The organism is Synechococcus sp. CC9605 (assembly GCF_000012625.1).
GTDB lineage: Bacteria > Cyanobacteriota > Cyanobacteriia > PCC-6307 > Cyanobiaceae > Parasynechococcus.
This window is the reverse complement of record NC_007516.1, coordinates 1,179,969-1,192,546: the sequence shown is the minus strand read 5'-3', so window position 1 is coordinate 1,192,546 and position 12,578 is coordinate 1,179,969. Positions and strand designations below refer to the sequence as shown.

17 protein-coding genes and 1 tRNA gene are annotated in these 12,578 nt (G+C 58.5%); 9 read left to right on the top strand and 9 right to left on the bottom strand.

Features of this window, described 5'->3' with window-relative positions; genetic code table 11:
• Positions 1 to 51: 51 nt before the first annotated feature.
• Positions 52 to 138: transfer RNA gene (locus tag SYNCC9605_RS06395), tRNA-Ser, on the top strand.
• 429 nt (positions 139 to 567) lie between these two features.
• Here the strand turns inward: SYNCC9605_RS06395 and SYNCC9605_RS06390 are convergent.
• Positions 568 to 1,053: a hypothetical protein gene (locus SYNCC9605_RS06390; RefSeq protein ID WP_011364249.1), complete on the bottom strand. Its 486-nt coding sequence runs from the start codon at positions 1,051 to 1,053 to the stop codon at positions 568 to 570.
• 277 nt (positions 1,054 to 1,330) lie between these two features.
• Between SYNCC9605_RS06390 and SYNCC9605_RS06385 the strand changes: the two genes are divergently transcribed.
• Together SYNCC9605_RS06385 and SYNCC9605_RS06380 are read left to right on the top strand one after the other, a co-directional pair.
• Positions 1,331 to 1,567 carry a hypothetical protein gene (locus SYNCC9605_RS06385; RefSeq protein ID WP_041434719.1) on the top strand — a complete coding sequence of 79 codons (237 nt, stop codon included), beginning with the start codon at positions 1,331 to 1,333 and terminating at the stop codon, positions 1,565 to 1,567.
• Complete coding sequence (locus SYNCC9605_RS06380) at positions 1,564 to 1,986, top strand: hypothetical protein (protein ID WP_041434716.1); 423 nt, start codon at positions 1,564 to 1,566, stop codon at positions 1,984 to 1,986. The genes SYNCC9605_RS06385 and SYNCC9605_RS06380 overlap by 4 nt, the downstream gene beginning before the upstream one ends.
• Here the strand turns inward: SYNCC9605_RS06380 and SYNCC9605_RS06375 are convergent.
• The 4 genes from SYNCC9605_RS06375 to SYNCC9605_RS06360 all read right to left on the bottom strand — a co-directional run bounded on the left by SYNCC9605_RS06375 (position 1,970) and on the right by SYNCC9605_RS06360 (position 4,040).
• Positions 1,970 to 2,437, bottom strand: coding sequence for an HIT family protein (locus tag SYNCC9605_RS06375; protein ID WP_011364247.1), 468 nt, complete (start codon positions 2,435 to 2,437; stop codon positions 1,970 to 1,972). The genes SYNCC9605_RS06380 and SYNCC9605_RS06375 overlap by 17 nt on opposite strands.
• Positions 2,434 to 2,721, bottom strand: a complete 288-nt coding sequence (locus SYNCC9605_RS06370; protein WP_041434714.1) for a hypothetical protein — start codon at positions 2,719 to 2,721, stop codon at positions 2,434 to 2,436. Before SYNCC9605_RS06370 ends, SYNCC9605_RS06375 begins: the two co-directional genes overlap by 4 nt.
• A gap of 69 nt (positions 2,722 to 2,790) precedes the next feature.
• On the bottom strand, positions 2,791 to 3,486 hold the full coding sequence (locus SYNCC9605_RS06365; protein WP_011364245.1) for an SDR family NAD(P)-dependent oxidoreductase: 696 nt from the start codon (positions 3,484 to 3,486) through the stop codon (positions 2,791 to 2,793).
• Positions 3,486 to 4,040: a TIGR00730 family Rossman fold protein gene (locus SYNCC9605_RS06360; RefSeq protein ID WP_257929973.1), complete on the bottom strand. Its 555-nt coding sequence runs from the start codon at positions 4,038 to 4,040 to the stop codon at positions 3,486 to 3,488. Before SYNCC9605_RS06360 ends, SYNCC9605_RS06365 begins: the two co-directional genes overlap by 1 nt.
• Before the next feature lie 92 nt (positions 4,041 to 4,132).
• Between SYNCC9605_RS06360 and SYNCC9605_RS06355 the strand changes: the two genes are divergently transcribed.
• Positions 4,133 to 4,939 (top strand): SdiA-regulated domain-containing protein, encoded by an 807-nt coding sequence (locus tag SYNCC9605_RS06355; RefSeq protein WP_011364243.1) that lies wholly within the window; start codon positions 4,133 to 4,135, stop codon positions 4,937 to 4,939.
• Positions 4,926 to 5,897 (top strand): SDR family NAD(P)-dependent oxidoreductase, encoded by a 972-nt coding sequence (locus SYNCC9605_RS06350; protein WP_041434713.1) that lies wholly within the window; start codon positions 4,926 to 4,928, stop codon positions 5,895 to 5,897. Before SYNCC9605_RS06355 ends, SYNCC9605_RS06350 begins: the two co-directional genes overlap by 14 nt.
• A gap of 207 nt (positions 5,898 to 6,104) precedes the next feature.
• Here the strand turns inward: SYNCC9605_RS06350 and SYNCC9605_RS06345 are convergent, their stop codons facing one another.
• Positions 6,105 to 6,839, bottom strand: a complete 735-nt coding sequence (locus tag SYNCC9605_RS06345) for a DUF389 domain-containing protein (RefSeq protein WP_308297709.1) — start codon at positions 6,837 to 6,839, stop codon at positions 6,105 to 6,107.
• A 230-nt stretch (positions 6,840 to 7,069) separates the two neighbouring features.
• Between SYNCC9605_RS06345 and SYNCC9605_RS06340 the strand changes: the two genes are divergently transcribed.
• Entirely contained in the window at positions 7,070 to 7,936 is an 867-nt protein-coding gene (locus SYNCC9605_RS06340) for a DMT family transporter (RefSeq protein WP_011364239.1), read from the top strand.
• On the opposite strand, the gene cobW is transcribed toward SYNCC9605_RS06340, so the two are convergent.
• Positions 7,873 to 8,988, bottom strand: a complete 1,116-nt coding sequence (gene cobW / locus SYNCC9605_RS06335; RefSeq protein ID WP_011364238.1) for a cobalamin biosynthesis protein CobW — start codon at positions 8,986 to 8,988, stop codon at positions 7,873 to 7,875. The two genes, SYNCC9605_RS06340 and cobW, sit on opposite strands and share 64 nt — an antisense overlap.
• Positions 8,989 to 8,993: 5 nt before the next feature.
• Positions 8,994 to 9,485: a pentapeptide repeat-containing protein gene (locus SYNCC9605_RS06330; protein ID WP_257929971.1), complete on the bottom strand. Its 492-nt coding sequence runs from the start codon at positions 9,483 to 9,485 to the stop codon at positions 8,994 to 8,996.
• A 73-nt stretch (positions 9,486 to 9,558) separates the two neighbouring features.
• Between SYNCC9605_RS06330 and SYNCC9605_RS06325 the strand changes: the two genes are divergently transcribed.
• The 3 genes from SYNCC9605_RS06325 to ilvD are packed head-to-tail and all read left to right on the top strand — an operon-like array spanning position 9,559 to position 12,197.
• Positions 9,559 to 10,164, top strand: a complete 606-nt coding sequence (locus SYNCC9605_RS06325) for a uracil phosphoribosyltransferase (RefSeq protein WP_011364236.1) — start codon at positions 9,559 to 9,561, stop codon at positions 10,162 to 10,164.
• 36 nt (positions 10,165 to 10,200) lie between these two features.
• On the top strand, positions 10,201 to 10,479 hold the full coding sequence (locus SYNCC9605_RS06320; protein ID WP_011364235.1) for a hypothetical protein: 279 nt from the start codon (positions 10,201 to 10,203) through the stop codon (positions 10,477 to 10,479).
• A 44-nt stretch (positions 10,480 to 10,523) separates the two neighbouring features.
• Complete coding sequence (gene ilvD / locus SYNCC9605_RS06315) at positions 10,524 to 12,197, top strand: dihydroxy-acid dehydratase (protein ID WP_011364234.1); 1,674 nt, start codon at positions 10,524 to 10,526, stop codon at positions 12,195 to 12,197.
• Between the two features lie 11 nt (positions 12,198 to 12,208).
• On the opposite strand, the gene SYNCC9605_RS06310 is transcribed toward ilvD, so the two are convergent.
• Positions 12,209 to 12,577, bottom strand: a complete 369-nt coding sequence (locus SYNCC9605_RS06310) for a hypothetical protein (protein ID WP_011364233.1) — start codon at positions 12,575 to 12,577, stop codon at positions 12,209 to 12,211.
• Position 12,578 lies beyond the last annotated feature (1 nt).

Genomic DNA, 12,578 nt, shown 5'->3' with positions numbered 1-12,578 from the left:
GCACGTCCCGATACAGTTATCGGGTGTCCTGCGGGGCACCTGACACCCTCTGGAGAGGTGGTCGAGTGGTTTATGGCTCTGGTCTTGAAAACCAGCGTGTCTTCACGGGCACCGTGGGTTCGAATCCCACCCTCTCCGTTTTGAACCAGCTGAAACGTCGATCTCGATGATCGATCGTCTCAATATCAATTTGTGAATGTTGTGTGGCCGACGGTGATGCACCACCGGAGCGATTCGACCACCTAATTACATTGACCGACAAATCCGGTCGCCGAGATACACAACCAAATTTCTTAAGAAAGAAAGGTGTTTGACTCTTGCCCAGCAGGAGTCAAACACCAACGCGCCGGACATCGCTCTGTCCGGCTTCCAAGCCTGATTAGCGACTTGACGAAGTCACTATGAGCCGAATCGTCCGGTTTTTTGAAGGGGTAGTGGTCAGATTTCTCGACATCCACAAATTGCGCTCGAGACTCGAAATAAATCCTGCTTAAACGGCCTGGATCAACTTCTTGACGAAAAGGCTCGTTCCTCGGTGGATGAAGAGACAGAAGGGCTGAAACTCGATTAGCCCACCCGGATGGGAGCCTCGATGCTGCTGCCGTAGAAATTCAAAATATATGAACATTCCTCAGTTACCATTTCACGCAATTCTTGGCGAGGAATGAAGAGCAAATTAGTTTCACCATCCTTGCAGGCTTCTGCGTGACGGCAGTAGTAACAAGAATAGCCAGCGCAGGGCTTCTTCGCTCGGGGATCCTGATCGACGCCGTGCTCTTCCATCAATGATCGCACGATGCGGCAAAAGTTATGTTGCTTTTGGATTTCCATCAATGCAAAATCGCGCAAGACGTCTTGCATGCTGCGGTTCAGCGAAGCGCAATATGCCTTCAACAGAGTGTGCTCTGATTCAGACATTCTGACGTTAACGACCTTGTCAGCCTGAACAGAAGCGGTGCCCATCGAAGTCGACGCTTTTAAAACAACATCATATCCATAGTTACGCGGATTTTGCATAAAAGAAGCTTCACCAGAGCGATGAAAAATCGACATCTGGAAACACCTCGTCAACGAAACACGGCAAACCAAGCAAGGCCGGATTGATGTCAGAGAGACACAACAATTACTGCCAGATAGTTCAGACCTCCTTCCTTACAGAAGTGGCCCATGACTCAGGGACACGAGCAGCAGCCCTGGCGGTCACGCCACAGGGTCTAGCAATACCTTGGAGCAATCCAACAGCAACCAGGAAAATGCCCTTGATACACCCTTAAGTTGCTCAACAGTAACTCTTGAGCTACCTTAGGGACGCTCCGGCTGCAGACGGGTCATGATCAAAACCTCCACCCGAGAGACCCAGGTCAAGCTCACGGTCTCCGTTCCACCGAGCCTTCATGTTCTTCTTCGCGGCTGGGCCCTGTGCGAAGGACGTGAGCTCACCAGCGTTGTACTGCAGTGCGTGGAGCTGTCGGTGCGCCAACTCAAGAGCAATGGCTCCATTCCAAGCGCAGCAATCCGCGCCTACGACGCTGCCTGTGATGAACGTTTGGCCGTGGGAGGGTTGTGATTGTGCAGCTTGAACAGATCGAGCAGGCGCTTCAAGCACCCGTGATGGACGCCGTCATCGCCCTGAGCGAAAGGGTTCAAACCCTTGAGACCAATCCTGAGGGAAGGATCTACACCGCCTATCGCGCCATTGATCAGACCCTCTCCTTGGGTTATTCCGACAACATCGATTCGATCACCGAACAACTTCACGAACGCGACTTCGTGCTGCTCGCGAGCCGGCGGGGCACACGACGGGAGCAAAGGTTGCTGCTGCTCACCCTCAAAGAGATCGGAATTGCCAGCAGTTACAGCGAAAACTGCTTCACCGCATCGCAGAACACGGTGAACCATCTCAGGCACCTCGGCTGGCCCTTGGGCAATTTCAAGCAAGGCGCCAACAGCACCAAGACACACAAACGTTTCAATCTGGAACGCTGATCAACGCACGGCAGCGTTGAACCATCGCGGCCACAGCATCAGGATCGGCAGCAGCTCGATCCCCACGATCCATCGCCCTGTATAAGTCTGCAACCGCCCAGGCCTTGGAGGCCGGCTCATTCAGATGGCGCGGAATGAGATGCAGATGAAGGTGCTGGGCTCCCTCACCGAAGGCAATGGCATACACGCGTTCGCATCCGGTGATCTGTTTCACGAGATCACTTGCATCGCGCACTGCGCTGCCCCAACCGGAAGCCTCGGCCTCCGTGAAATCCACGGGCCCGGAACAGTGCCTCAGTGAATCCAACAGAAGCCAGCCAGGCAGAGGTGCTGGGTCGGGGTGATGGCGCAAGACCCAGAGTTCAGAACGCTGAATCTCATACCGCTCTTGCGCTTGTGGGTCGAGATGCAGCTGACAGATGGCGCAGTTATCCACGGGGTTGATCTTCAACGACGAACAGCACCACGGCCATTACCGATCAAGCCGAAGTCAATGATCAGTCCGATCAACACCACCAACAGGCCACTGAACGACGAGACACCTCCGAACGAGGACACAGCCCAGCAATAGCCGAGGGTTGTGGTGGGGAGAAACAGGAGTCCAAGAACAGGCAGCACCGGATTAGGAACACTGGTTGCACTGAAAGGTTGCAGCACGAAGCTGCTGTTGATCATCCACATCAACACCAAAACCAGGCGTGGTGCCAGCAGGCCAATCGCCGCCAGAAGACACATCGCAGGGCACGGACGCTGAGTCATCCATAGCGACATCATCTGAAGGCGACATCGACCTCACCGGAAGATTCAGGTTTCGAGCGAGCAATTCATCGCCAACTCGAACGGAACGGCGGCGTTGGGCATCGACAACAGGCTGCTCGAGAGAGACGCAAGATCCTCGGGTTGGGTCATCGCGGCAGGTTCAACGGCCGTCACCGCACGAGCCATATCGGTGTTGACCCAACTGGGACAGATGGCGGTCACCCGAATCCCTTTGTCCCAACCTTCATTGCGCATGCTCTGACAGAGCCCCATCAAGGCGAATTTGCTGACGGGGTAGCCCGCCATTCGACCTTTGACGCGCTTGCCACTCATTGACACCAGCACCTGGATTCGTCCATGGCCACTGGCCACCAGGTGCGACCAGGCTGCGCGGGTGAGCCACCAGGGCCCCTTGACGTTGATTGCCCAGAGTTCATCAAGCTGCTGCTCTTCGCCATCGGCAAACAACAGCGGTGTTCGATGCAGAATCCCTGCGCAATGAATCACGGTGTCGATGCCACCCCATTGACGATCGGTGGCACTGACCCAGGTTTCAGCACTCCCTGGATCGCTGGCGTCGTAGGCGTGAAGCAACACCGTCTCGCCGTCTAGATCTGTTCTCCTAATAGCCTCCGGATCCCGCAGCCCAAGGCTGAGGCGGTGACCATCCTTGAGCAGCCGTCTGGCGATGGAACGTCCGATGCCACGACTGGCTCCGGTGAGCAAAACCGTGCGTTGCATCAGGACGCGTTGAGGAGTCGATAGATGAGCAATTCTGGCGTTGTTGCATCCAGGAGGAGCTCGCGATTCCGCTCCGAAAGAAATCCCGTCGCAACGCTGTGATCCAGAAAGCCAAGCAGCGCATCGAAGTAGCCATCGATGTTGAGCATGCCGATCGGCTTGGCATGAAAACGAAGCTGAGCCCAGGTCAAAGCTTCAAACAACTCGTCGAGGGTCCCCAGGCCTCCGGGCATGGCAACGGCTGCATCGGCCAGATCGAGCATCCGCGCTTTGCGCTCGTGCATCGATGCCACAACCTCGAGATGGGTCAAACCGGTGTGCACCACTTCATCCTGCGTTAGCGCCTCGGGAATCACCCCGATCACCTTCCCTCCAGAGGCCAAAGCTGCATCAGCAACAGCGCCCATTAGGCCAATGCGAGCACCGCCGTAAACCAGGGCCATGCCCTGGGAGGCAATCAGTGCACCCAGCTCAGTGGCAGCACGTTTGAACAGGCTCGAGTCGCCGCTCGAGTCGCCGCTCGAGGAGCCGCAATACACAGCGATCCGATTCATGGCGCCTGGCCGTGATCCCCTCATCCTCACCTGCAATGGCTGGCAAAAACGAGCCAAGCATCAAGAATTACCGGGAATGGGTCCCTGTGAGGATGACCTCGATGCGCCTCGAGCTGCTGCACCGTCACCGGATTCGAGACCCAGGCCTCGGCCTGAATGAACCATCCGGGCTGACGTTGAACGGAGATGGCTCAGCGCTCTACACCGTCAGCGATGACACCAAGGCGATTTTTCGTCTGGATCTCAAAGGCAGAGTGTCGGTGAGGGACTCGTTCTTCATCGGCCTCGACGACTTGGAGGGCATTGCAATCCGTGGCGATGACAGCGAGCTGCTCGTGGTGCAGGAGGGAAGCAATTCTTTGGTGGTGGTGGATCTGAACACCCGAAGGGAACGCTCTCGATGCCCCCTGTCAGCCATGACCAACTACGACACGATTGCGCACCATTTCCCCGACCCTCCTGACAACAACGGCTTGGAGGGCATCACTGTGAACACCAGCAACGACCATGTGTTTGTGGTGAAAGAGCACCAGCCCGGTCTGCTGATTGAACTGGATTCCTCGCTCACGACAATCATCTCCACACGCGAGCTGCAGCCCAGCCAAGGGTTCATCCACCCCGAACTGAAGGCCGAGAAGCTGGATTTCTCGAGCCTGAGCTACGACAGCAGCAGCGACACCCTCTGGATTGTGAGCGACAAGGGCCGGTGCCTGTTCCAATACGACTGGGCACGCGACACTGTGCTTCAACGCCTCGATCTCACCATCAGCACGGGAGACAAGCCAAAACGGATCCGAAAACCGGAGGGTGTTGCCTTCGATCCTGATCGAAACAGGTTGTACGTGGTGAGCGATCGTGACGGGGATCTCTATGTGTTCAAGCTCCATGACGACGGCTAAAAAGCGCCGCGTTCTGATCACCGGTGCCAGCAGCGGTATTGGCCTTGAAGCGGCAAAGATCCTGCTGGCCCGCGGTGATGCAATCACCGTTGTTTGCCGCAATGCAGAACGAGCCGAACGAACCCGCAAGGCTCTTTCGGATTCCGTGGAGACGTGTATCGCCGACCTGGCTGACCTTGCGTCCGTCGCCAGAGCGATTGAAGAACTCTGCTGTGACGGGACGCCATTCGATGCACTGGTGCTAAATGCTGGGTTGCAATACGCCGGCCATGACTCCCCCCGCTGGAGCGCACAGGGCATTGAACTCACTTTTGCGGTGAACCACCTGGCCCATCAACTGTTGGCTGAAGAATTAAAAGAGCAAACCCGTGCCCTGGTGATCACCGCCTCTGAGGTGCACAACCCAACCACGGGCGGAGGACGGGTTGGGAAGCCTGCCGGCCTCGGCATGCTGAAGGGACTGCGCCAGGGTCCCGGGGCCCCGATGGTGGATGGAGAAAGTCCGTTCAATGCAGACAAGGCCTACAAAGACAGCAAGCTCTGCAATCTGCTGATGGCCCTGCAGATCCACCGACAACGTCCTGAGCTGCCTGTCGTGGCCTGGAGTCCAGGGCTTGTGATTCCACGGATGACAGGGGGATTTTTCAGGAACAGTCGCCAAGCCAATCCCCTGGGGCAAGCCTTGTTCGGATTGATCGCCCGGGATCTTTTGCGATTGACGGAAAACGTTGAGCGGGCTGGGGAACTGCTGGTGCAGCTCATCGATGAACAGCTTCACCAGCCGGGATTCAGCTACTGGAGCAATGCGCTGCTGGGCCCTGGCCGGCATCAATTCAAACCAACGGAACCCTCCGAGGAAGCAACTGACAGCGACAAATCGACGATGCTCTGGATGTTGTCGAACGATCTGATCAACGCATCACTGGGGCCATCAAACCATCGGCAGCAGGGGCAGTAAGGCTGAATTGCTAATTGTCAAACTTATAATCACGATTAGGGATCACACTGATGTTCATATCAAGATCATCCACGCCAAACTCTTTGGCACGACTAAAAATCTGTTGATTAAGAGAATTCATCACGGACTGATTCAAGAAGTCTTCGGGCGCATTTAGGACGAGATCAAGCGTTGCCTTGTTATCAACAACGCTGACGTTGCTGTACGTTAGACGAACCAATGACCACAATCTCGGGTTTCCTTGGGCGATGGCAATGCGTTGAGTCGTCCAGCTTTGACATGAGCAAACACGGCATCCATCTGCTGCCGCACACTGAAATCATGCAATGCCGATGACAGCGGCATGCTGAGCAATCCCAGCCAAACCACAAGGTTGCGCCAACAAGTGCGGGATGAGCCGTAACGGTGCACCAAAAACAACACAAGGCTGGTGACGGTGATTCCGATCAGGTTTGCCAGAAAAAGCAGAAACGAACCTTCCGCGATCTGATTGGTGAGACCTGCCACCGTTCCGCGACCAAACACAGCCACCATTTCCGAGCCGAGGGTGAGGCCAATGCCGCTGACGCAGAGCGGTGGCACCAGGGCAACAGCAATCGCCACCCCGGCAATCGAATTCGACAATGGTTTGCGGGTCATCGAAAACGACCCGGCAACAGCGGCCGCAATGGCGATGCCGAGATCGATCAGGTTCGGAGACGTGAGGCCAGTGATCTCCGACTGCGCATAGCTGACGCCGAGTCCCCAACTGATCAACGATGCGGTTCCGACCACCGCCAATACGCCAAAACCAACGGTGACGGCGGAGCGTCGGATCAATCGTCCATCGCTCACGGCCAAACCAAAGGCCAGGCTGAGGATGGGATCCATCAGCGGGGCGACGATCATGGCCCCGATCACAACTGCCGTGCTGTTGGAAATCAGCCCGAGGGTGGCGATCACCGCAGAACTGATCAGAAGGATGAAAAAACCAAGTGACGGCTTGGATGAGGCGATACGCGCTTCATACAGCTCCGTGCGCGGAACACGACTTTCAAGATGAACCGCCCAATGTCCCGACAGGCTCTCCAGCAATTGCCCCAGCACCGTGCACGTCTCCAGGCCTCAAATTCCTGAATTGTGCACAGAGTTCTGAACAGCGCAGCAGACTGCACAACGATCACCACCACAACATGACGGGTGTACTGGCGGCCCTGGGAGCGGCCATGGCCTGGACGGGAGCCAGTGCGCTTTGGAGGTCGCTAACGGGGCGGATGTCGGCGATCCGGCTTAACGCCATGAAAAACGGCTTGGCCAGCCTGCTGTTTCTGCCGGTTCTGCTCACACTTCCGAACCACACCGAAGTCCAGGCCGTTGTGCTGCTGTTGGTCAGCGGCTTGATCGGCATTGCGGCCGGCGACAGTTTCTATCTCGGGGCATTGCGGCGGCTCGGCACCCGACGAACTCTCACCGTGGAAGCAAGCGGACCGGTGCTGGCCAGCATCGCAGGAGTACTGGTGATGGGGGACAGCTTGGGAGTGATGAACGCTGTCGGTGCGCTTTTGGTTTCAAGCGCGGTGGTTCTCATTGCCATTCAGGCGAAAGAGACAAACCAAAGGAGGCGGACTGCCAGCGCTGCAGAGCTCGGCCCAGGGCTGCTGTTGGCTCTCACGGCCGTGATCTGCGGGTTGAGCGGAGCCTTTCTGGCCCGTCATGTGCTGATCAGCAGCGACCTCACCCCATTGGAGACGGCATCCATCCGGCTGCTGGGCGGGTGGCTTGGTCTGCTCCCCTTCTTCAGCGGGATCTGGAGACAGACCAAGCTGAAGCGACGGGAGCGATGGAAACTTGTGCTCGCCACCGTGGTTGGAACCAACGGCGGAATCCTGTTGCAACAGGTGGTGCTGCAAACGATGCCCGTTGGAGAAGGGGTGACGCTGATGGCCACGGCGCCAGTGATGGCTCTTTTTGTGGGCCGAATGGAGGGAGACCCGATTCAGCTCTCCGGCGTGGCTGCCGCGGGGCTGGCCTTGGCCGGTGTGGCCTGCACCAGCCTCTGAAGGCCGGATTCCAGTGCCGGAGCTGCAGCCTCGTTCAAGGCCAGCACCACCAGATCAGCACCACAGCCCTGATCGGGACGCCAGGCATGGCTGGGAGCTGCTTCAAACCAGCTGTTCAAGCGCGGACCCACCATCTGGATCTGAAGCGGAAGCGCTTTGCTGGGCAGCCAGACACGACCCTTGAGTCGAACCACCTGGTGATTGCTCACGAGGCTGGGCAGCAGCTGCTCGAGGGCCTGACGATCCAATGCACCTTCAACGCGAACATTGCTGCCGACCATGGCGACGTGTCTGTGGTCGTGATGGTCGTGGTCGTCGTGATCGTGGTCGTCGTGATCGTGATGGGTATGGGCCTGGGCAGTTGGCTTGTGCTCCAGTCCGAGCACAACGGATGTCTCCACCTGTCCCTGAGACACAGGAAGCAGAGCGGTACCCGGGCGCACTTTGCCCTGGATCAGTCCCTGCACCTCAGCCATCGCTGATGCGTCCAGGCAATCAGCCCGGCTGATCAAAACCAGGTCTGCGGCCTGGAGTTGATCCTCAAACAACTCGTCGATCGCTGTGAGGTGATCGAGGCTGGGATCCTCGGCCCGTTGCCGCTCAAGCGCATCAGCATGAGCTACTGGGCTGCCCGCAGCCAAGGCTTCGCCATCCACCAGCGTCACCACACCATTCACATGCACACGGCTGCGGATGGCCGGCCAATCCAAGGCCTGGAGCAAAGGCCGAGGCAAAGCAAGACCGCTTGTTTCGACGACGATCCCATCCAGCTGATCCGCCCGTTCCAGCAACGTCTCCATGGTCGGCAGGAAGTCGTCCTGAACCGTGCAACAGAGGCAACCGTTGTTCAGCTCAACCAACCGTCCGTCAACGTCCTCCTCGGGACAGAAGCCACAGCTGCGAATCAGGTCACCATCAAGCCCAACGCTGCCGAATTCGTTGACCATCACGGCCAACCGCTGACCGCCGCGGGTGAGCAGATGGCGGAGCACCGTGGTCTTGCCGGCACCAAGAAACCCGGTGATCACGGTCACCGGCAGACGCTTAGCCATGACGATTAAGGGCGGCAGCCCAGGCTCTCACGGGTTGAGACACCACTGATTGGGTTGGATCCATCCGCCCGAGCGCAAAGGGCGCGCTGTTGCGGCAGATCGATCACAGCGTTAGTGAAATCAGCACCATCGATCTGAGCGTCTGTGAAACGGCTCTGCATCATCATCGCGTTGGTGAAGTTGGCCCCCCGCAGATCCGCTCCTTCGAAGTGGCTGGCAAAGCCCACAACATCGGAAAGATTGGCATCACGAAGATCGGCCCCCTGCAGTTGCGAGGTGTTGATCACAGCACCGCGCAGGTCCGTACCGCTGAGATTCACTTCCCGTAAATCGGCCTTGAGGAACTCTTTTTCCTTGAGATCGAGGCCGTGCATATCGGCGCTGATCTCCTGAACTGCGAATTGACCACGCAACTCGGGCGCGGTGATGGCCTGCACTGGTTCAGGCCAGACAACGGTGCTGATTGCCAGCGTGATCATCGCCAGCAGCGAGGCCATACGTCGAAGGGCGCCCATGAGACCGATAATTTGAGCAATCACGTTATGGCAACTGTCAGCGGAGCGAGTCGATATGGCCATGAGCTTGCGGGTGGTGGTTCCACCCCATCCCCTGATCGGTCATTGGCTGACGATGCTGCGGCACCGGGAAACCCCTGCTGCCCTCTACGCCACCGCCCTGCAGGAGCTCGGCCGGTGGCTCACCTACGAAGCCCTGCGGAACTGGCTTCCCCATCGCCGGGAGATGGTGCCCGGAATCCATGGAGACAGCGAAGGCACCCTCGTTGAGGCATCAGTACCGCTGATCGCCATGCCAGTGCTGCCCGCGGGCCTTGAGCTTTGGCAGGGAGGACGATCAGTCCTTCCCGATGCTTCCCTCTGCCTGGGGCCGTGCCCACAGGAGATTGAATCCACCGCCGGAGTGATTCTGTTTGTCGATCAGATCAGCGATGGTGAGGCCACCCTCGAGCTTCTGCAGAAGCTCCAGAGCAGAGGTGTGGATGGACACCGGCTGCGGCTGATCACTGCCCTGTGCGCCAGTCCTGGACTGAAACGGTTGGGTGAAGCGATTCCAGATCTGACTCTGCATACCGCCTGCATCGACGAAGACCTGGGAGAACAGGGTGAGATTCGCCCGGGAATCGGTGACCCTGTGCGACGGCTGAACCTCCGATCCTGAGGGCGTGACTAACCTTCAGAAAGGTTGATTGCACCCATGGCCCAGCAGCACGACACGGGCTCAGGAACCCTGGCAACTCTGGTCACCGGAGCAGTGCTCGGTGCTGCAGGCCTGGCGTGGTGGCTTCTCAATGAAGCTGACAGGCGTAGGCGTTATGGCGCGCAGAAGTCAATGCTGCACGCACCGCGGATGCAGGACGGTTCCGAAGTGATGGACAGTTCAGCCAACGGGCACCTTGAGGAGCGGGTGGAAAAACTCAATGCGGAGATTGCCCGCGTTCGCGCCCAGCTTGAGGGTCTCGGAAACGAAGGTTGAGCGCTCGGTAGGTTGGCTTGATTGCCACTGGTCCGCTCCGTTCCATGCTTCGCTCCGACGCCGTCACCAAGGGGATCCAGCGGTCTCCCAACCGCGCCATGTTGCGGGCCGTGGGCTTTGGAGACAGTGATTTCGGCAAGCCCATCCTGGGCATTGCCAACGGCTACAGCACTATCACCCCCTGCAATATCGGGCTGAACGACCTGGCCAAACGGGCTGAGGAAGCAGCCCGCCAGGCCGGAGGCATGCCCCAGATGTTTGGAACCATCACCGTGAGTGATGGAATCTCCATGGGCACTGAAGGGATGAAGTACTCCCTGGTGAGCCGTGAAGTGATTGCTGACGCCATCGAAACGGCCTGCAACGGTCAGAGCATGGATGGGGTGCTGGCCGTTGGTGGCTGCGACAAGAACATGCCTGGCGCCATGCTGGCCATGGCTCGGATGAACATTCCTTCGGTTTTCGTCTACGGCGGCACGATCAAGCCGGGCAAGCTCGGGGGCTGTGATCTCACGGTGGTGAGCGCTTTTGAGGCGGTGGGGCAACTCACCAGCGGCAAGATCGACGAAGTGCAGCTCACCGCAGTTGAGAAAAATGCCTGCCCTGGGGCTGGCAGTTGCGGCGGCATGTTCACCGCCAACACCATGAGTGCCGCCATCGAAACGATGGGGCTGAGCCTTCCCTACAGCTCCACGATGGCAGCCGAGGACGAGGAAAAGGCCGACAGTGCCGCTCGCTCCGCTGAGGTGCTGGTGGAGGCAGTGAAAGCCAACATTCGCCCTCTGGACCTGCTCACCAAGGAAGCCTTTGAGAACGCCATTAGCGTGATCATGGCGGTGGGTGGCTCCACCAATGCGGTACTGCACCTGCTGGCCATTGCCCGTACCGCCGGCGTCGACCTGAGCATCGATGACTTCGAACGGATCCGTCAGCGGGTGCCGGTGATCTGTGATCTCAAGCCCAGCGGCCGCTACGTGACCGTTGATCTGCACAACGCCGGCGGCATTCCCCAGGTGATGAAGCTGCTGCTGGATGCTGGCTTGCTGCACAGCGACTGCCGAACCGTGGAAGGCAAAAGCCTGAAGGAGTTGCTGGCCGATGTGCCGTCGGAGCCCCCCGCCGGGCAGGAGGTGATCCGCCCCCTCAGCAATCCGCTGTACGCCAAAGGTCACCTCGCCATCCTTAAGGGCAACCTCGCCAGCGAGGGAAGCGTGGCCAAGATCAGCGGCGTGAAAACCCCTGTGCTCACTGGCCCTGCGCGGGTGTTTGAAAGCGAGGAAGACTGCCTTGCCGCCATCCTCGATAAAAAGATCCAGGCCGGGGATGTGGTGGTGGTCCGCAACGAGGGTCCCGTTGGTGGACCGGGCATGCGGGAAATGCTGGCTCCAACTTCAGCGATTGTTGGTCAGGGCCTGGGGGACAAGGTCGCCCTGATCACCGATGGCCGCTTTAGCGGCGGCACCTATGGCCTGGTGGTGGGTCATGTGGCTCCTGAAGCTGCTGTTGGTGGAACGATCGGCCTGGTGCAAGAAGGCGACAGCATCACGGTTGATGCTGATCAGCTGCTGCTCCAACTCAACGTGGATCAAGCGGAACTGGATCGCCGTCGTGCGGGATGGAGCAAGCCGGAACCGCGTTACCGCAGCGGAATTCTCGGCAAGTACGCGCGGCTCGTCTCCAGCTCAAGCCGGGGTGCAACCACCGACCACGCCGACTGAATTCGGTGGAATCAAGACGCCGGTTGCACTAGAGCCCGTAGGCGCCGACCCAATGCTTCAAGCGGGGCGGCATCCTGCGGAGCAGAGCAACGCTGACCTGAAGCGCCATCCATCCAGACCGGATGGCGCCCGTGCCAAAGCATCGGTCGTTCCGGTTGGTCCCACCAGCTCAGCATCAGATTGATCTCGACGCCACTCCGGTAGATCTCCAGCTCAAGGTCCTGATCGGAGCAACGCTGGCCGTCGCCATCGCGGCATTCAATCCGCACGTGAAGATCGTCGATTTGTTCTGGAGCCGCAGGATCAATCAGAACAACAGCATGGCTCCAGGGCTTGAGGCAGACGTCAGCTGCCTTGGCAATCAACACCAGAAGGTCCATC